The organism is Aquabacterium sp. (assembly GCF_034003525.1).
GTDB lineage: Bacteria > Pseudomonadota > Gammaproteobacteria > Burkholderiales > Burkholderiaceae_C > Aquabacterium.
This window is the reverse complement of record NZ_JAVEYN010000008.1, coordinates 115,713-135,205: the sequence shown is the minus strand read 5'-3', so window position 1 is coordinate 135,205 and position 19,493 is coordinate 115,713. Positions and strand designations below refer to the sequence as shown.

The 19,493-nt window shown below is 64.0% G+C and carries 14 protein-coding genes; 11 read left to right on the top strand and 3 right to left on the bottom strand.

What is annotated here, in order from left to right:
- Positions 1–143 precede the first annotated feature (143 nt).
- The 11 genes from RBT42_RS07045 to RBT42_RS06995 all read left to right on the top strand — a co-directional run bounded on the left by RBT42_RS07045 (position 144) and on the right by RBT42_RS06995 (position 15,072).
- Positions 144–1,382, top strand: a complete 1,239-nt coding sequence (locus tag RBT42_RS07045; RefSeq protein WP_320363510.1) for a pyridoxal-dependent decarboxylase, exosortase A system-associated — start codon at positions 144–146, stop codon at positions 1,380–1,382.
- A gap of 10 nt (positions 1,383–1,392) precedes the next feature.
- Positions 1,393–3,336 carry a hypothetical protein gene (locus RBT42_RS07040; protein ID WP_320363508.1) on the top strand — a complete coding sequence of 648 codons (1,944 nt, stop codon included), beginning with the start codon at positions 1,393–1,395 and terminating at the stop codon, positions 3,334–3,336.
- A 75-nt stretch (positions 3,337–3,411) separates the two neighbouring features.
- Positions 3,412–4,806 carry a TIGR03013 family XrtA/PEP-CTERM system glycosyltransferase gene (locus RBT42_RS07035; protein WP_320363506.1) on the top strand — a complete coding sequence of 465 codons (1,395 nt, stop codon included), beginning with the start codon at positions 3,412–3,414 and terminating at the stop codon, positions 4,804–4,806.
- 5 nt (positions 4,807–4,811) lie between these two features.
- Positions 4,812–6,887, top strand: a complete 2,076-nt coding sequence (gene prsK, locus RBT42_RS07030; RefSeq protein ID WP_320363504.1) for an XrtA/PEP-CTERM system histidine kinase PrsK — start codon at positions 4,812–4,814, stop codon at positions 6,885–6,887.
- The gene (gene prsR, locus RBT42_RS07025; RefSeq protein WP_320363502.1) at positions 6,884–8,245 is read left to right on the top strand and encodes a PEP-CTERM-box response regulator transcription factor; all 1,362 of its coding nucleotides are present in this window, start codon (positions 6,884–6,886) and stop codon (positions 8,243–8,245) included. Before prsK ends, prsR begins: the two co-directional genes overlap by 4 nt.
- Positions 8,246–8,272: 27 nt before the next feature.
- Entirely contained in the window at positions 8,273–11,056 is a 2,784-nt protein-coding gene (prsT, locus tag RBT42_RS07020) for an XrtA/PEP-CTERM system TPR-repeat protein PrsT (protein ID WP_320363500.1), read from the top strand.
- An 83-nt stretch (positions 11,057–11,139) separates the two neighbouring features.
- A complete protein-coding gene (locus RBT42_RS07015; RefSeq protein ID WP_320363498.1) occupies positions 11,140–11,919 on the top strand; it encodes a hypothetical protein in 780 nt (259 codons plus the stop codon).
- Between the two features lie 50 nt (positions 11,920–11,969).
- Positions 11,970–12,275 carry a hypothetical protein gene (locus tag RBT42_RS07010; protein WP_320363497.1) on the top strand — a complete coding sequence of 102 codons (306 nt, stop codon included), beginning with the start codon at positions 11,970–11,972 and terminating at the stop codon, positions 12,273–12,275.
- Entirely contained in the window at positions 12,272–13,180 is a 909-nt protein-coding gene (locus RBT42_RS07005; protein ID WP_320363495.1) for an HprK-related kinase A, read from the top strand. Before RBT42_RS07010 ends, RBT42_RS07005 begins: the two co-directional genes overlap by 4 nt.
- Positions 13,177–14,277, top strand: a complete 1,101-nt coding sequence (locus RBT42_RS07000) for a nucleotidyltransferase family protein (protein WP_320363493.1) — start codon at positions 13,177–13,179, stop codon at positions 14,275–14,277. The genes RBT42_RS07005 and RBT42_RS07000 overlap by 4 nt, the downstream gene beginning before the upstream one ends.
- Positions 14,278–15,072, top strand: a complete 795-nt coding sequence (locus tag RBT42_RS06995; RefSeq protein WP_320363491.1) for a serine protease — start codon at positions 14,278–14,280, stop codon at positions 15,070–15,072.
- 31 nt (positions 15,073–15,103) lie between these two features.
- Here the strand turns inward: RBT42_RS06995 and RBT42_RS06990 are convergent, their stop codons facing one another.
- From RBT42_RS06990 to RBT42_RS06980, 3 genes are read right to left on the bottom strand one after another with little or no spacing between them, the layout of a single operon-like run.
- Positions 15,104–16,246 carry an ABC transporter permease gene (locus RBT42_RS06990; protein ID WP_320363489.1) on the bottom strand — a complete coding sequence of 381 codons (1,143 nt, stop codon included), beginning with the start codon at positions 16,244–16,246 and terminating at the stop codon, positions 15,104–15,106.
- Complete coding sequence (locus RBT42_RS06985) at positions 16,243–17,397, bottom strand: ABC transporter permease (RefSeq protein WP_320363487.1); 1,155 nt, start codon at positions 17,395–17,397, stop codon at positions 16,243–16,245. The genes RBT42_RS06990 and RBT42_RS06985 overlap by 4 nt, the downstream gene beginning before the upstream one ends.
- Positions 17,394–19,493, bottom strand: a complete 2,100-nt coding sequence (locus RBT42_RS06980; protein ID WP_320363485.1) for an ATP-binding cassette domain-containing protein — start codon at positions 19,491–19,493, stop codon at positions 17,394–17,396. The genes RBT42_RS06985 and RBT42_RS06980 overlap by 4 nt, the downstream gene beginning before the upstream one ends.

Genomic DNA, 19,493 nt, shown 5'->3' with positions numbered 1-19,493 from the left:
GCTGGTGGTACACGGTGAATGTGGTGCAGACGACAACGGTGCACAGACTGCTGCTTTACTGAGTCATTTCAGGCAGCAGGTGCCCGCTTACAGGGTGCCGAGGGAGGTGCTGTGGGTGGCCTCGCCCTTACCTCGCAACCCGAATGGCAAGTTTGACCGTCAACGCTGGAGAGACGATGCGCGGCTTTGAAGTGTCCGAGGGGCAGTTGTGCGTAGGCGGCGTGCCCTTGCAGCGCCTGGCCCAACGGGCCGGGCAGACCCCGTTTTATGCGTATGACCGTGGTTTGATTCGGCAGCGTGTGGCCGAGGTGCGGGCAGTGTTGCCCACGGGCGTGCAGCTGCATTACGCCATCAAGGCCAACCCCATGCCCGCCTTGCTGTCCTGCCTGGCGCCCTTGGTGGACGGAATGGATGTGGCATCGGGCCGTGAATTGTCGGCCGCCCTGGATGCCGGCTGCGCAGCGGCACACATCAGTTTCGCGGGGCCCGGTAAACGTGAGGGCGAGTTGCGCCAGGCTGTGGCTTCAGGTGCCTTGCTTCACGTCGAATCCTTCCGTGAGGTTGAGGTTCTGGGGCGCCTGTCTGCGGAGATGGGCCTGCCGGCACGCGTGGCCGTGCGTGTCAACCCGGACTTCGAGTTGCGGGGGGCGGGCATGCGCATGGGAGGGGGGGCTCAGGTGTTCGGGGTCGACCTGGAGCAGGTGCCGGCGCTGCTGGCGCGCATCGCGCAGGCGGGTTTGCAGTTCGAAGGCTTTCATGTATACGCCGGGTCGCAGGTGCTCAAGGCCGAGCTGCTGGCCGATCTGATCGGCCGCTCGCTGGACATGCTGTTGACCTTTCGCGCGGATCTGCCGGGGCCGGTGCGCCACGTCAACCTGGGCGGCGGCTGGGGCATTCCGTATTTTCCGAGTGAGCAGCCGCTGGACGTGGCGCCCGTGCGAGACGCCCTGCTGGCCGCACAGCAGCGCCTGCACGCGCAGTGGCCGCAAGCGCAACTTGTGGTGGAGTTGGGGCGTTTTCTGGTGGGAGAGGCGGGCATTTATGTGGCCCGGGTGCTGGAGCGCAAGGTGTCCCGGGGGGGCGTCTACCTGGTGACCGATGGGGGGCTGCATCATCACCTGGCTGCCACCGGCAACTTCGGTCAGGTCTTGCGCCGCAACTATCCGGTGGCGTTGGGCAACCGGCTGGCAGAGTCGGCGGTGGAGCAGGTCAGTGTGGTCGGGCCCCTGTGCACGCCACTGGACGTGCTGGCGCACAAGGTAACCCTGCCCAAGGCGAGCGAGGGCGACCTGGTTGTGATCTTTCAGTCGGGGGCCTATGGTGCGACGGCCAGCCCGCAGGCTTTCCTGGGTCACCCGCCTTGTGTGGAGATGCTGGTGTGAGGCCATGCCCATGATCCGACGCACCCTGTGGCCTGTCGCGGGTCAGGGGGCGGCCGCGCTCTGTCTATGGGCCTTGGCGTTCGGCCTGGTCGGCATCCATCCCTTGCTGTCTCTGTCAACGGGTTTGGTGGCGGTGGGGATGGCGGTCATGTCGGCGGTTCGGCCCTATTGGGGGCTGGTGGCTCTAATGGGCCTGTTGCCAGTGGCCAGTCTGAGCATCTGGAGCGGTTGGCGCGTGACCGACGAGCTCGACGTGCTGCTGCTGCTGATTCTGGGCGGTGGGTACGCGCGTGAAGCGTGGCTGAGCAGGCCGTACGCCTTGCCTCGTGTTCCTGCCCCACACATCGGTGTCCTGTCACTCGCCGTGGGCTGGCCCGTGCGACTGGCGTGGGGCGCCGTGTTGTTGACCTGGGCGGTGTCGGCCTGGCGGGGCTGGGTGGACGCGGGTGCCAGTGCCCCCGACTTGCTGTGGGACGGCTATGACAGCACGGGCAATGTCTGGCGCGTGGCCAAAAGCACGGTGGGCCTGCTGCTGGTCGCGCCCTGGCTGCGTGCGCTCTATCGCCGCTCGCCCCAGCAGGCGATCCGCAGTTTGCACGGCGGGCTGCTCATCGGCCTGATCCTGGTGTGTGGTCTGGCCGTGTGGGAGCGGGCGGTGTACATCGGCTTGTGGGACTTGAGCAGTGACTACCGCACCACCGCCTGGTTTTGGGAGATGCACGTGGGTGGCGGCGCCATCGATGTCTACCTGGCCTTGACCGCGCCAATGGCATGGTGGGCCCTGTGGCGCGCCCGCACAGCGTGGCAGTGGTGGGGCGCTGCGACCTTGTTGGTGGTGCTGGTGTACGTGGTGGTCACCACGTATTCGCGCGGCCTGGCGGGGGTGTTTGTGGGCGGTAGTGTGTTGCTGTGGTGGCTGTGGCGGCGTGCGCCTCTGGAGTTGCCAGAGACACTGGCGTGGCGCAAGCGCGCCCAGCGGTGGTTGGTGACGGGCTTGGTGGTCGAGGCGCTGTGTCTGGTGGGCGCGGGGCAATTTGCCTCGGACCGCCTCGCCAATACCAGTGTGGACGTTCAGAGCCGTTGGGCACATTGGCAGTCGATGTATGGCTTGCTGAGCGAGCCCGAAGATTGGTGGTGGGGTGTGGGGCAGGGGCGCTTGCCGGCACGTCACAGTGCCCTGGCATCGGGGCCGGCCATGCCGGGGGGCGTGTCATGGTCTCGTGAGCCAGGTTGGCAGGCGGTGCGTCTGCAGGGGCCGCAGGCTTCCTCAGAGTTGGCGGGCCGCTTGGCGCTGGCCCGCCGGGTGCCGCTGGCGCCCGGTCCGCAGGTGGTGCACCTGACCGTGCGCGCAAAAGAAGAGACCCGCTTGCGGTTTCGTCTGTGTGAACGGCATCTGTTGTATGAAATCCGATGCCAGGAAGCGGTGGGCACGGTTCAGCCCGGGCCGGCACAGGTGCTTCAGTGGCCGATGAGCGGGCCTGAGCTGGATGGGTACACCGGGGTGGCGCGCTACCGAGAGGGTATGGCGACCTTGGCGGTCATGCAAACCAATCGCACCGTCGAAGTATGGGGTTGGGATATTCGGAACGCCGAGAATCAGGGTGTTTTGCACCATGCGGATTTTTCGGATGGCTTCAATGGCTGGTTTTTTGTAACCACGGGGTATTTTCGGCCCTGGCATGCCGACAGTTTGTTTATGGAGTTGTGGGTCGAGCGTGGCCTGCTAGGATCATTGGCCCATGTGATGTTGGTGGCTTGCATACTCTGGCAGGTATATCGACGCTGTTTCACAGGCGAGACATGGTTGTTGCCGATACTTGGGGGGCTGGTGTCATGCAGCGTCCTGTTATGTGTCATCAGCATGACGGAGTTACCAAGGCTGTCATTTTTGGCCGGCGGCCTGTTGCTCGTATCGTCGCTTTGGGGGGGTGTGTTACACGACAGATCTCCCTAGAATGGCTGTAACAAATGGTTTTCTACGCTTGGCGTTGTCAGCCCTTGTGATGTGAAGAACAGGGAAGAATAAAAAATGATCAAGGTGTTTGGGCATTACTTTCACCGGCGAACTGTGTTGCAGGTCGTCTGTGAAGCGGTATTGATCGGTCTGGTGTCGGCTGTTTCCTTGTGGCTGCAGCGCGCGCCCAACGCCATTGCCTCCGAGGTGGTGGCCGAGGGGGTGTTCATCGGAGGTGTGGTGGCGCTGGCCTTTGCGGGGGTCAATGGCGCCCTGGGGCTGTACGAGTACAGCCGCACCTTCGCCAAGGGGGTGATGCGCACCCGCGCTGTGCTGGCGTGGGGCGTGTCCTGCGTCGTCGCCTTCGTGCTGGTGGTGTTGCTGCAGCTCGACGAGGGCTATAACCTCGTCTCCACCTTTGCCATGCTGGCGCTCACCATGTCGGTGGTCATGATCTGGCGCGAGCTGTCGGTCGAGACCCTGCCGCGCGCCATGACGGTGCAGCGTGTGCTGATCTACGGTGCTGGCCAGCGTGCGCGGTCGGTGGCCGAGTCTTTGCAACAGTCCGACCCGAATGTGCAGGTGGTCGGCTTCTTTGCCAGCCCCAATGAAAGCGAGATCACGGTGCCTGAGGTGCAGCGGGTGTCGGCCGGGCGCAGTCTGACGGATGTGGTGCGTGACCATGACGTCAACGAAATCGTGGTGGCCCTCACCGAGCGGCGTGGCGGCAGCATGCCCATGCGCGAACTGCTCGATTGCAAACTGCAGGGTGTCCGCGTGATGGACATTGCGCGTCACTTCGAGCAAAAGCTCGGTCAGATTCGGCTGGACGCGATGTCGGCCGGCTACCTGATTTTCGGCGAAGGTTTCAACCAGGACTTCATCCGCACGCTCGTCAAGCGCTGCTTTGACATCGTGGGGGCCTTGGTGCTGATCCTGGTGAGTCTGCCGATCATGTTGATCGCCGCGCTGGCCATTCGGATCGACAGCCCGGGGCCCATTCTGTATCGCCAGGAACGGGTGGGCTTGCACGGCCGCATCTTTCACGTGGTCAAGTTTCGCAGCATGCGTACCGATGCCGAAAAAGACGGTGTGCCCCAGTGGGCCCAGGCCGGCGACAGCCGTGTGACCCGCGTCGGTCGCGTGATCCGCAAGGTGCGCATCGACGAGTTGCCCCAGTTGTTCAGCGTGCTCAAGGGCGACATGAGCCTGGTGGGCCCGCGTCCCGAGCGCCAGTATTTTGTCGAACAGTTGACCCGTGACATTCCGTTTTACGCCGTGCGCCACAGTGTGAAGCCCGGGGTGACAGGGTGGGCGCAGGTCCGCTATCACTACGCGGGCTCCCTCTCTGACACGACCGAGAAGTTGCAATACGACCTGTACTACGTCAAGAACCACTCCCTGTTCCTGGACTTTGTGATCCTGTTTGAAACCGTGGGAGTGGTGCTGACCGGCAAGGGCGCGCAGTAATCCCCATGTCATTGGATGCCGACCTGTTGATGGTTGCAGGGCAGGCCCTGGCGGGCCTGGCTTACCTCGTCCTGGCTTTGCGTCTGCTGTGGCTGCGTGGGCAACAAACCGCGGGTCACCGGTCCACCCGGGCGATCTTGCCTGCGATCGTGGCCTCGGTGGTCTGGGCAGGGAGCGTGCCGGCCGTATACCTGCTCCAACTGGAGGGCGGGTGGCACTGGTTGCCGCGCTGGCTGGACGTGGCGCGCTACGGCCTGTGGTTTGCGTTCGTGCTGCACCTGCTGGGGCAGGCCCGCAACGATGGTGGCCACCGCAGCACGCTGCTGCGACGTTTGACGTGGATTGCCATCGGCTTGACGGCTGTGGCGGCCGTCACGCCACATTTCATGCCGATGACGGTGCTGGCTGTGTTCGGTCTGGTCTTGATCGAGCAGCTGTTTCGCAACCTGCCCGCCGACGCTCGCTGGAGCGCCAAGCCCATTTGCCTGGGCCTGGCCGGAACCCTGCTGTTCGATGTGTACCTGTTTTCGGAAGCCGCCTTGTTCAACGGCGTGGACCAGGACGTGGCTGCCGCCCGTGGTTTTGTCCACGCCTTGATGGTGCCGCTGTTGATCTTGCCTAGCGCGCGACATCGCAACTGGATCTCCAAGATCCAGGTGTCTCGTCAGGTGGTGTTCCACTCGGCCACGCTGATGATGGCCGGGCTCTACCTGCTGTTCATCTCGTCGCTGGGCTACTACGTCCGCTACTTTGGCGGGCACTGGGGGCGGGTGCTGCAGGTGGCCCTGGTCTTCCTGGCCGTGGTGGCCCTGGTGGCCCTGGGGCTCTCGGGCACCTTGCGGGCGCGCGTGCGGGTGTGGCTGGGCAAGCACTTTCTGCGCTACCGCTACGACTACCGCGAGGAGTGGCTCAAGTTCACCCGCGCCTTGACGAGTCACACCCAGCCTCAGGAACTCAGCCAGCACGTGATCCGTGGTCTGGCCGACATGGTGGAAAGCCCTGCAGGGGCCTTGTGGCTGCTCAACGTCGAGCACAGCCATTTCGTGCAGGTGGCCCGCTGGAATTTGCCGCAGTCCACGGCCATGGAGCCGATGAGCTCGGAGCTGGCGCAGTTCATGAAGCGCACAGGTTGGGTGATCGACCTCCAGGAGTTCCAACACCACCCGCAACGCTACGAGGGTCTGACCGTACCTGACTGGTTGCAAGAGCTCAAGCAGGCCTGGCTGCTGGTGCCCCTGCCCATTGGAGGGGAACAGCTGGGTTTTGTGCTGTTGGCCGAGCCGCGCACGCAGCTGGAGCTCAACTGGGAAGTCACCGACCTGCTCAAGACGGCAGCGGCCCAGGCCGCCAGTTTCCTCGCGCAGATGCAGGCCACCGAGGCCTTGCTCGAATCGCGCAAGTTCGATGCCTTCAACCGCATGTCGGCGTTCGTGGTGCACGACCTCAAGAACATCGTCACCCAGTTGTCGCTGATGGTGAAAAACGCCAAACGCCTGCAGCACAACCCCGAGTTCCAGGCCGACATGCTGATGACGGTGGAGAACTCCCTGGAGCGCATGAAGCAGTTGATGATGCAATTGCGCGAGGGGGCGGCGCCCTCCGGCGGCGCGGCCGGGGTGGACCTGGGGGCGATCGCCCAGGAGTGGGCCAGGTCGGCCGAGAGCCGTGGCCGCACCGTGCGGCTTGAGTTGCAGCCTGACGTCTTCACCCGCGGGCATGTGGAGCGCTTGAAACGCGTGGTGGGGCACCTCATTCAGAACGCACTGGATGCGACCGAGCACCACGGCCATGACGTCTGGGTCAAGTCCCACCGATTCGGGAGCCATGCCAGTTTGCAGGTGGGTGACAATGGGGTGGGCATGAGCGACGAATTCGTGCAAACCCGATTGTTCAAACCTTTCCAGACGACGAAGGTCGCCGGGATGGGCATCGGGGCGTACGAGAGCCTGCAATACATACAAGAGTTGGGTGGCAAGATGACGGTCGAGAGCAAGGAAGGCGAGGGCACCCTCGTGACCTTGCTGCTCCCTGTGATGGAGGTGGCGCAACCCGGCAACATACTCAGCGGAGAGAGTGCATGAGCACGGACAAGGCAAACACATTGCTGATCGTTGAAGACGATCTGGCCTTGCAAAAGCAGATCAAATGGTCACTCGACCAGTTCGAGTCTGTCACGGCTGACGATCGTCAAAGTGCCTTGGTGCAGCTGCGCCGCTTCGTGCCTGCTGTGGTCACGATGGACCTGGGACTGCCGCCGGATGCCGATTCGGTGTCCGAGGGTTTCAAGCTGCTTGAGCAGATTCTGGCGGCCGAACCGGACACCAAAGTCATCGTGCTGACCGGGCAGAACGGCCAGGCCAATGCCCTCAAGGCGATTGCCATGGGCGCTTACGACTTTTTGGCCAAGCCATTCGAGCCCGAGGTGCTGGCACTGACCGTCGAGCGCGCGTTCCGACTGGCCGAGTTGCAGGCCGAGAACCGCCGCTTGCAGAGCATGCAGACGCCTGATGCACTGGCGGGTCTGATCACCAAAGACCCTGGCATGCTGCGGGTCTGCCGCACCATCGAGAAAGTGGCCAGCAGCAACGTCACCGTGATGTTGCTGGGCGAGAGCGGCACCGGCAAGGAGGTGCTGGCGCGTGGTCTGCATCAGAGCAGTGGTCGCAAGGCCAACAAGTTTGTTGCCATCAATTGCGCGGCCATTCCCGACAACCTGCTCGAAAGCGAGCTGTTTGGCTACGAAAAGGGCGCGTTCACAGGGGCGGTCAAGACCACGGTTGGCAAGATTGAGACGGCGCATGGCGGCACCCTGATGCTCGATGAAATCGGTGACTTGCCGCTGCCCTTGCAATCAAAGCTGCTGCGCTTCCTACAGGAGCGCGTGATTGAGCGCGTGGGCGGGCGCCAGGAGATTCCGGTGGACGTGCGCATCGTCTGCGCCACCCACCAGGACCTCAAGCAGTTGATCGCCGAAGGGCGTTTCCGAGAAGACCTGTACTACCGCCTGGCCGAGATTGTGGTCGACATTCCGCCGATGCGCGAGCGCGTGGGCGATGCGGCCTTGCTGGCGCACGCCTTTGTCAAACGCTTCTCGTCGGAGGGCGGTCGCAGCTCGCTGACGCTGTCGGCCGATGCTGTGCGCGCCATTGAGCAGCACACCTGGCCGGGCAACATCCGAGAGTTGGAGAACTGCATCAAGCGCGCCTGCATCATGGCTGACGGACAGCAGATCACCGCTGATGACCTCGGTCTGGTGGCTGCAGAGCCAGATGAGGATGATCGCTCGCTCGATTTGCGCACCGTGCGCGACGAGGCCGAGCGCAAGGCCGTGATCGCGGCCCTGGCGCGCGTGGATGGCAACGTCTTGCGGGCGGCTGAATTGTTGGGGGTCAGCCGACCCACTCTGTACGACCTGATGCACCGCCTTGGTCTGAAGTAAGTCACTGTGTTCGAAACGGATCCTGACATGACACACAAATCTTCGGTATTTCGCTCCCTGCCGGCCGCGCTCACCTTGTCGTTGGTGCTGGCTGCGTGCAGTGGCAATGACCCGGCCAAACTGATGCAGTCCGCCAAGGACTACATGGCACAGAGCGACCATGCCGCCGCCATCATTCAGCTCAAGAACGCGCTGCAGGCCCAGCCGAACCTGGCTGAAGCACGCTTTCTGCTGGCCAAGGCCTTGTTGGCAAACGGCGATGTCGCGGGGGCGCAGACCGAATTGACGAAGGCGCAGGAGGCTGGCTACGCACCCGATCAGATCGTGCCGGTGATGGCGCGTGTGATGCTCAGCCTGGGCGAGCACAAGAAGGTCACTGAGGCCTACGCACAGACGCGGCTGTCGGATCCTGAAGCGCAGGCCGACTTGCAGACGCTGCTGGCTGGCGCCTGGCTGGCGCAGGGTAAGGCAGACCTGGCCCAGGCCAGCCTGGCCGATGCCCTGAAGCTCCAGCCCAAGTATGTGCCTGCTTTGCTCTTTCAGGCCCGGATGACGGCATCGGGCAAAGACTTTGATGGCGCGCTGGCGCAGATCGATCAGATCCTCAAAGTGGCGCCGCAAAGTGAGGAGGCCTACAAGCTGCGGGGTGACATTCAGCTGTTCGGCCAGCAGGGCCCCGATGCGGCGCTGGCGTCGTATCGGCAGGCGGTCAAGGTCAAGCCCGACTACAAGGATGCACAGGCCAGCATCGTGCGTGTGCTGATGGCGCAGAACAAGCTGCCCGAGGCCGCCACGGAACTGGATGTGTTGAAGAAGGTGGCAGGGACGGCACCTTATACGCTGTACCTGCAGGCTCAGCTGGCATTGAAGAAGAAGGACCTGAAGGGTGCGCGAGAAGCGGTGCAACAGGTGTTGCGGGCCACTCCGAACAGCCCGCAGGCGCTTGAGTTGGCTGGCACCATCGAGGCGCAGTCCAATTCCCTGGTGCAGGCAGAGGCCATGCTGGCCAAGGCGCTGGCTGCACAGCCCGACTTGAAGCAGGCACGCCGCATGTTGGTCATGACCTACCTGCGCCTGGGGCAGGTGGACAAGGCCATCGCGACTCTGCCGGCCAACCTCAATGAGATCGACAACGACCCCGCTTTGCTGTCGGTGGCGGGCCAGGCCTACATGGTTCACGGTGACCAGGAACTCGCCCAACGCTACTTTGCGAAGGCCTCGGCCCTGGATCCGAAGGATCCGTTGAAGCGCACCTCTCTGGCAGTGAGCAAACTGGCGGCAGGTCAGATCGACGCGGGCTTCACTGAGTTGCAGGACATCGCGGCCAGCGACACCGGGGTGGTGGCCGACATGGCCATGATCAACGTGCTGGCGCGGCAGGGCAAGCTGGCCGAGGCTTTGAAGGCCATTGATCAGTTGGAGAAGAAGCGTCCGCCTGAAGACCCGATTCCCAGCCATCTGCGTGCGCAGGTGCTGATGAAGAAGGGCGATGTGACCGGCGCGCGCAAAGCCCTGGAGCGCTCGGTCGAGGTGTCGCCAGACTTCTTCCCGGCAATCGCTGCGCTGTCCGAGCTGGACCTGGCGCAAAAGCAGCCTGAAGCGGCCCAGAAGCGATTCGAGGCCTTGCTGGCTCGCAAGCCTGACAGCGTGCAAGCCATCTTGGCGCTGGCCCGCGTGAAGGCACTGCGAGGAGCTGGCAAGGACGAGGTGGCCGGCCTGCTGCGCAAGGCGGTCGAGGTGGCACCCAACGAGGTCTTGCCGCGTCAGATTCTGGTGGCACATCATCTGCGCAATCAGGAGCCCAAGGTGGCTTTGACGGCCGCCCAGAACGCCGTTGCTGCGCTGCCCAAGAGCGCCGAGTTGCTGGACAGCCTGGGTCAGGCCCAGGTGGCAGCGAAGGAGTTCAACCAGGCGGTCAGCAGCTACGCCAAGATGGCATCAATGCAGCCCCAGTCCACGCTTCCCCATCTGCGGATGGCAGGGGTCTACATGGCCAACAAGGATGCGGCCAACGCAGCCCAGAGCCTGCGCAAGGCACTGGAGATCCAGCCCAATTTGCTGGCTGCCCAGCAAGGTCTGACTGAGCTGGCAGTGCGCGGCAACCGTGTGCCCGACGCCCTGGCCATGGTCAAGGAGATTCAAACCCAACGCCCGAAAGAGGCGATTGGCTATGCGCTGGAGGGCGAAGTGCAGGCGGCGGCGCGGAACTGGGCGGCAGCGATTCCGGCTTATGAGAAGGCGTTGAAGCTGGCGCCCAACGCCTCGGATCTGGCCGTCAAACTGCACTCGGTGCACCTGGTGGCGCAGAAAAGGCGCGAGGCCGACGCTCTGGCCACCTCGTGGTTGAGCAGCCACCCCAAGGATCTGGCGTTCAGGATGTACCTGGGCGACCGTGCGGTGGCCGCCAACGACTTCACCGCGGCGGCATCCCACTATCAGAAGGCGCTGGATCTGCAACCGAACAGCCCGCTGGCGCTCAACAACCTGGCGTGGGTGGCGGGCAAGCTGGGGCGCAAAGATGCCCTGAGCCTGGTGGAGAAGGCTGACAAGCTGGCGCCCAACAACCCGGCGATTCTCGATACCTGGGCGATGCTGCTGGCGTCGGACAAGAACTTCAAGCAGGCTGTGGAGGTTCAGAAGCGCGCCTTGCAACTCCAGCCAGAGGCACCTTTGTACAAGTTCAACCTCGCGCAGATCCAGATTCAGGCGGGCGACAAGGCGGGTGCGAAGAGCAACCTTCAGGCGCTCAAGCAGTTGGGCGACAAGTTCAGCCGTCAGGCCGAAGTCAACAAACTGCTCCAATCACTCTGAACTGTCGATATATTTGACAGCGCAGCGTCAGGTGTTGCAGGCTTGGAGGACGCTGCTGACGGCTTTCCAAAAAAATCAAGCACTTGCCGAGACTGCTGTCCGTCGGTATGAAAATTGCATGTTGTGAGGCAGCTTTCGGCGCCGGGCAGGGTTTGTGTTTGGTGAACGGTACATACATCGAGATCAAGGGGTCCATCATGTCAGATCAGCAAAACGAGCACACACCGACCACCGACGTGGACGTGCCGTCCGCTGGGCTCAATGCCAGCCGACGCAAGCTGGTGCGTGCTGGTCTGGCCGCGGCGCCGGTGGTGGCCGCTTTCAAGAGCAACATGGTGTTGGCCTCTCCGCGGGGCACCAATGTGACCGTCTTGGCGTCGTCGTTCGCCTCGGTGACCACCACGGGCGGCAGTGTGGCGCCCAATGCGCGAACCACCGGATTGTTCATTCCGATGAGCGAGTGCGAAAAGCACAAGAGTTGTGATGAATTGCTGTTTGGCCCGACCGGCTGTGATCGCAGCCGCAAGCGTGGCTGTGGCTTTGACATGGCGCCAAGCCCAAGCATTGCCACCAAGACCTTGAAGCGGGTGTTCAAGATGGAGGCGCGAGCGGACATGGAGCGGCTGGCAAAGTACCTGTCGGCGGGTTACTTGTCGGCCATGAAGTACGGCAGCGATTCCTACATCAGCGAACAGCGGTGCAAAGACATTTGGCGCAACTACGGTAGCTGGGAGCCCACCGCGGGCGTTCGCTGGAGTTTGTCAGACACCTGTGACTACTTCGAACGCGTCTACTCTGGCACAGGCTTCAGTGATTGTCTGATCAATCCGGCGTCACGTTCGGATGGCCGCCGATGTGTTTGATGTGCTGGGGCGGCGCGCTGCGTGCTTGAGGTAGGCGCTTGAGATTGACGATGCAGTACACGTTCAACTCATCTCGCTTTGCTTTGCGTGGATGGGCTGGGCAAGGTGGCGTGGTGTATGACGAAGCCGACTCGGCCTTGTATGAGGTGTCGGAGTCGGCGTTTGAGCTGTTGTGTCTGTTGAAGGACGGACAGAGAAAGCCCGCCGACGACGCGGGCCAAACGGCAGGCCAAACAGCGCCCCAACTGGCTAGTGCCCTGATCGGCGAAACCGCCGAGGACTCGGACATCGCCTTGGTGACGTCGTTGTTGGACAACCTGAGGTCAATGGGTGTGGTGAAGTGTCTGGCTGCGTGACGCCGCACTTGGTGGGGGCCCTGCCGCTCGATACCTTGTCAGCGGCGCTGTGCACCTCGGGTCTGTACCTGCGGATGGATCCGTTCGTGGTCCATGTGCGCAGCGCGATCCCGATCGTGGCCGATGGCATCCAACGCATGTACGCGGCTCATACGTGCTGGACCGAGGACGGTCAGTTTGCAGACTTTCATGTGGCGGTGCGCCGCAAATGGCGGCCATCGCGTCCGCTCTGCGTGTTCGAGATGGACGGGCACGGTCCCTTCACGCCGCTGGCCTACGGCGAAGCCTATGCCTTTCTGGAGTGGGGCCTCAACTGGTGTATCACCAGTTTCTGCCACAACTGGATCACCCTGCATTCTGCGGTGCTGGAGCGTGACGGGCGTGCCGTGATTCTGCCGGCGCCACCTGGCTCGGGCAAAAGCACGCTGTGCGCGGCCTTGATGCTCGACGGATGGCGCCTGCTGTCTGACGAGATGGCCTTGCTCGATCCGCGTACCGGTTTGCTCACGGCGTCTCCTCGGCCCATCAGTCTCAAGAACGCGTCGATCGACCTCATGCGCCGTCGGGCACCGGATGTGGTCATGGGGCCGGTGGCCCTTGACACCCTGAAAGGCACGGTGTGCCATATGCAGGTGTCGGCTGACAGTACTGCACGAGCGCGTGAACTGGCCACGCCGGCTTGGATCATCTTTCCGCGCTATGAGGCGGGTGCTCCCTTGACGCTGAACCCGCGTCCCAAGGCCGATGCCTTGTTGAACCTGCATCGCAACAGCTTCAATCACCATGTCCATGGTCGGCAGGGGTTCGAGACCCTGGCCGACGTGGTCGAGCGCTGTGACGTATATGACCTGCGCTACAGCGACCTCGATGAGGCACTGGCGTGTTTTGCCCGGTTGAGCGCATGAGTCGCGACACCACAGCCCGACTCATGCTGGTGCGTGCCTTGCAGCGACCCCAGGAGATGGCGAGCTTCTCAGGACAGCAGTGGGACCATGTCATCCGGCTGGCGAGGGCGGCTGACCTGTCGGCACGTCTGGGCTTTCTGGCTCAGCGCGATGGGGTGTGGGATCAGATTCCGGATGCGCCGCGCAAGTATCTGGAGTCGGCGCTGCGCGTGGCCGATCGCCAGCAGCGCGAGCTGGGTTACGAGATTCAGGAGATCGAGTTGGCGCTGCGCCCGCTGAACATCCCGGTGGTCTTGCTCAAGGGTGCAGCCTATGTGGCAGCCGGCCTGGATGCCGCCAAGGGGCGCGTGGTGTCGGATGTGGACGTGCTGGTGCCAAAGGCCGCCTTGCCCGAAGTGGAGGCCTCACTGATGCTGGGTGGCTGGGCGAGCTCGGCCCGATCGGATTACGACCAGCGCTACTACCGCACCTGGATGCATGAGCTGCCACCGATGCAGCACATTCAGCGGGGCACGGTGCTGGATGTGCACCACGCGATCATGCCGGTCTCGGCGCGCATCCATCCCAGCTCGGCGCTGTTGATGGCGCAGGCGCGCCCCTTGCAACCGGGCGCGTGCCTGCAGGTGTTGGCCCCGATCGACATGGTGCTGCACAGCGCCACCCACTTGATGCACGAGGGCAGTTTCGAGCAAGGCATGCGCGGCCTGGTTGACCTGGACGCCTTGTTGCGCGAACATGGCCCGGTGTCTGATTTCTGGCCACATCTGGTGGCGCGCGCCAGCGCCTTGCAACTCACGCGCCCCTTGTTCTATGCGCTGCGCTATGTGGGCATGATGTTAGGCACCGTGGTGCCGCAGGACGTGCTGGCCGAGTTGGACCAGGCGCCGGGCGCGCGTCCGGGGGCGTTGCGCCTGAAGTGGATGGACGCGATGTTCACGCGGGTGTTGTGCCCGCCACACCCTTTGGTGGCCGACCGCTGGACGCCGCTGGCACGTGGTTTTCTGTACCTGCGCGGTCACTGGCTGCGGATGCCACCGGGCCTGTTGACGGTGCACCTTTTGCGGAAGCTGTGGCTGCCGCACTCCCAAGGAGCTTGAATGTCGATTCGCACGAAATGGGCACCTTGGGTGCGCCAGATGCTCCTGTGCACGCTGGTTGCATGGGCAGCTTCAGCTTCGGCTCAATACAGTGCCCTGCCAGACACCGTCGCGAAGGTGAAGCCTTCTGTGGTGATCGTGGGCACCTACAACCCGACTGCGGCACCCCGTTTCAGTCTGCGGGGCACAGGGTTTGTGGTGGGCTCGGGCAACTGGGTGGTGAGCAATGCCCATGTGCTGCCGACCCCAGGCAGCGTGCAACCGGAAGGGCAACTCGTCGTGCAGGTGCGCACGGGGCCCGATACGTTTCAGACGCGCGCGGCCAAGGTGCTGGACAAGGACGTGTTCCATGACCTGACCTTGCTGCAGATCGAGGGGCCGCCGGTGCCGGCTTTGCCGCTGGGCGATTCGGATCGCATCAAGGAGGGGCAGGAGCTGGCCTTCATGGGCTTTCCGATCGGTGGGGTGCTGGGGTTCTCGTCGGTGACGCACCGGGCGATGGTGTCGTCTATCACGCAGGCCCGCTTGCCGTCGGCGCAGAGCGGGCAGTTGAAAGAGCGGGCCATACGTGGCTTGCGTGAGGGCAACTTTCTGATTTTTCAGCTCGATGCCACAGCGTATCCGGGTAACAGTGGCGGGCCTTTGTTCGAACCAATCTCGGGTGAGGTGGTGGGGGTGATGAACATGGTGCTGCTCAAGGGGGCCCGTGAGTCGGCTTTGAGCCAGCCGTCGGGCATCTCCTATGCCATCCCGGCGCGCCATGTGCGCGAAATGATGGCGCGTCAGCGTCCTTGAGATCCTTGATCTTGGGACGTTGCGCGCGGGTTCAGCGGAATTGGCGCTGAAAGCGGTACACGCCCAAGGCCCAGAAGGCCAGACCCAGCAGCGACATTTTCAGCGCCTTGGGCCACAACACGGCCAGCTCGCTGCCTTTGAGTAGCACCCCGTAGGCGATGTCCACGAAGTAGGTCATGGGCGAAAAGGCCACCATGTTCTGCAGCCACATGGGCATGCTTTCGCGCAGGCTCCAGGTGCCCGAGAGCATGATGATGGGCATGACCAGCAGCACCACGATCAGGCCGACCTGACCGGAATTGCGCGCGAAGGTGGAGGCCAGCACGCCCAGGCCGGAGCTGGTGATGGCGTAGAGCGCGATCAGGGTGAAGAAAACCCAGGGGCTGCCGACAAAGGGGACGCCCACGAGCTGGTGCATCACCAGCCCGACGGCCACCAGTGAGCCCAGCAACACCACCGAGGTCATGGCGAAGGCCTTGGCCAGCACGATTTGCAGCGGTGACAAGGGCGAGACCAGCAACTGCTCGACCGTGCCGCGCTCCTTTTCGCGCACGAGGGCGGCGGCCGGCAAGAGGATGCAGGCCACGGTGACCATGGTGAGCAACTCGGAAAGCGTGGCGTACCAGGATTCGGTCAGACTGGGGTTGAAGCGGGTGCGGGGCTGGATGTCGATCTGCGGCAGCACCACGGGGCGGCCTTGTGCGGCGGCCTGCCCGCCAATCAGCTCGCCCACCAGTGTGAACAGGATGCGTTCGGTGTAGCTGGACAGCAGGAAGCCCAGGTTGGCGTCGCTGGCGTCCACCACCAGTTGCAGGGACGGGCTTTGCGCACGCAGCAGGTCCTTTTCGAAGCCATGCGGCAGGGTGAGGACGCCTCGTAGCTCTCCGCGTTCCAGTGCGCGCGAGACGAGCTGGGCGTTGTCCGCGAGGGGAACGATGGTGAACTGCTGCTTGGGCAGGCGGTAGACGAGCTCGCGCGACAGCGTGCTGTGGTCGCGGTCGATGATGCCGATCGGCGTTTCCTTGAGGTCGAGCGCGGGGGCACCCGAGGCCAGCAGGATGTCGAGCGTGAAGATGAAGATGACGAAACTGAGCAGGGCGCGGTCGCGGTAGAGCTGCTTCCATTCCTTGGTCATCAGGGCGCTCACCTGGGTGAGCCAGCGGCGCAGGCTCATGTGCTGGTCCTCTTGTGGAACAGGGCGTGGGCCAGGGTGAGGGCGGCGGCACCGTAAGCGGCCATGGCGAGCAGCTCTGGCCAGAACACCTCGATGCCGGCGCCGCGCACGTACACGCCGCGGATCACGCGCAAAAAGTCGGCCGCCGGGAACAGGTGACTGATGAACTGGTTGACCGGATCGGCCGTTTCCAGCGGGGCGTACAGACCGGCGAATTGCATGGAGGCGATCACCGCCGTCATGGTGGTGATGATGATGGCCGCCTGCTGGGTCTTGACTGCCGCCGACACGAGCAGGCCCATGCTGGAGGTGGCGATGACGTAGAGCAGCAGTGCCAGGGTGAAGGCGAGGGCGTTGCCACGGAAGGGCACGTCAAACCAGAAGGCGACCAGGGCCCAGAGCATGAAGCCGTTGACCATGCCGATGGCGACCACCGGGATGAGCTTGCCCAGCAGGAACTCGAAGCGCGTGACGGTAGAGCTGGCGATGTTGTAGATGGAGCCGCTTTCCTTCTCACGCACGACACTCACCGCAATCAGCAGGGGCGGGCACATCATCAGGATCATCATCATGAGCGCGGGGGCGATCATGGCGACGCTGCGCAACTCGGCGTTGTAGAGGTAGCGGGTCTGCAAGGTGACGGGCTGGGTGACCTGGCGGGTGAGGGCGGAGCGGGCCCCCCATTGGACGGCGGCGTAGCGCTGGCGCAGGTCCTGATTGGCCTGGGCATTGATGGCCTCGACATAGCCGCCGATGGTGCGCGCGGGCTCGGTGAAGGCGCCGTCGATCTGGACGGACACCTGGGCGGTCTGGCCGCTTTGCAGCTGGCGCTCGAAGCCGGAGCCGACCCAGATGAGCAGGCGAGCCTGGTAGGCAGCGAGGGCTGCATCGGCGCGGGTGGGCGCGTGGGTGACCTCGACCTGCTTGAAGTGCCGGGTGGACAGAAAGCGCTGGGTGTATTCGCGGCTGGCGGCGGTCTGGTCCTCGTCGACGATGACAACGCCGACGTTGTCGATGTTGCTGGTCATGCCGTAGGTGAACACCAGCATCAACAGCACGGGCAGGAAGAAGGCGAGGGTGAGGTAGAGCCGGTCGCGCAGGGCTTCGCTGACTTCTTTGGCCACCAGGGTGCGCACGCGCAGCAGGTTCATGCGGCCTCCTGCGCTTCGGTACCCTGGCCTTCACGGCTGAGCACGATGTCGATGAAGACGTCTTCCATGGTCAGCGGGCGGGGGATGACGTTGGCGCTGCGCTGGCGGGCTGCACGCAGCACGCTGAAGATGCGGGCGCGGTCGGCCTCGGGCTGGTGCGACATGACGTGGATGTTGCGACCGTGGAGCACAGCCTGGTCGAAGCCGGCGTCTTTCAGGGCTTGCATGGCCAGCAAGGCATTGCGCGGTGTGATTTCTAGCAATTGGCCACGGCGGTCCAGCAGATCCTGCTTGAGCTGGGCAGGCGGGGCGTCGGCGACCACACGGCCGGCGTACATCATGGCGACGCGGTCGCACAGCTCGGCCTCGGCCATGTAGTGCGTGGTCAGCAGGATGGCGACGCCGTCTTCATGGGCGAGCTTGCGCAGGATGCTCCAAAAGTGCTTGCGGCCAATGGGGTCGACGCCTGAGGTGGGTTCGTCGAGAAACAGCACGCGAGGACGGTGGACGAGGGCGCAGCCCAGGGCCAGACGCTGGCGCAGGCCCATGGGCAGGCTGATGGCGGCAACCTGTTCGTAGCCTTGTAGTTCGCCCAACTCGATGGCCCAGCGGGTGCGCTCGCGGGCCACCTTGCGCGGCAGGCCGTAGACGCCGGCGAACAGCATCAGGTTTTCTTCCACCGTCAGGTCGGTGTAGAGCGAAAAGGCCTGCGACATGTAGCCGATGCGTTCCTTGATGGCCTGGCGGGCGTGGCGCATGTCGGAGCCGGCCACGCGTCCGAGGCCGGCGCTGGGGGGCAGGATGCCGGTCAGCATCTTGATGGCGGTGGTCTTGCCCGCGCCATTGGCGCCGAGCAGGCCGAAAATGTCGCCGTAGCCGACTTGGAAGGAGACGCCATCGACGGCGCGGAACTGGTCGAAATCGCGGGTCAGAGCCTGGGCGTCGATGGCCCAGCCGGTGTCGCCATCGGTGATGCCGCCGGCATGGTTCCCCAACGTGGTCTTCTGCTTGATTCCGGCGGAAGCTGCCGCCTGGGTGCCCAGGGCCGCCGTGGCGCCATGGGCCGTATGGTTGGCGGACGGGGATGGGGGCAGGTAGGAGCGGGCCGCGATGGCATCGTTCCACAGCCGGGCGATGAACAGGTCTTCCAGGTGTGGGCGCGTGACGATGGGCGATTCGACCTTGGGTAGACCGGCGACGACCAGGGCGTTCTGGACCTGCGCCTGGGCCTGCGTGGCATCACGCAGCGGCACGAACAGCCGCACCTGGCCCTGGGTGGCTTCGTGCTGGGGAAAGGCTTGAGTGAGGGCGGCCAGCGCCGCACCTTCGGCCGGGCACTGCACGATGGTGGCGTCGGCGCGGTCGATCAGCAGGTCGGGCGGGCCCTCCAAGATGATCTGGCCTTCGTGCATCAAGGCCACGTGGTCGAAGCGGCTGGCTTCGTCCAGGTAGGCCGTGGAGATGAGGGCGGTGATCTGCTCGGTGTGGATGAGCTGGGCCAGGATGAGCCAGAAGTCGCGGCGCGAGACCGGATCGACGCCGGTGGTGGGCTCGTCGAGGATGATGAGGCGCGGGGCGTGGATGAGGGTGCAGATGAGCCCGAGCTTTTGCTTCATGCCGCCCGACAACTGGCCGGCAGGGCGAGCGCGGAAGGCGCTCAGGCGGGTGACCTCCAACAGCCGTTCCTTGCGCTCGCGCAGCAGCTCGGGCGGCACCATGCGCAGGCGGGCGAAGAAGTCGATGTTCTCTTCAATGGACAGCGTGGGGTAGAGGTTCAGGCCCAGGCCTTGGGGCATGAAGCCGATGGCGCTTTTGACCTTCTCGGCTTGGCGCTCGGAATCGATGGTGCGCCCGAGCACCTCGACCTGACCTTCTTCGTGGCTGAGCACGCCGGCCACCACCTTCATGAGGCTGCTCTTGCCCGCACCGTCGGCGCCGATCAGTCCGTAGATCTGCGCCGGCTTGATCTCCAGCGAGACCTGGCGCACGGCTTCGACCAGGTCATAGCGTTTGACGAGCTTGTGCAGGCGCACGACCGGTCGCACCCGGCGCCGCTCGTCAGGCAAGATGCTGCTGGGCGCGTGCGGGGGGCTCAT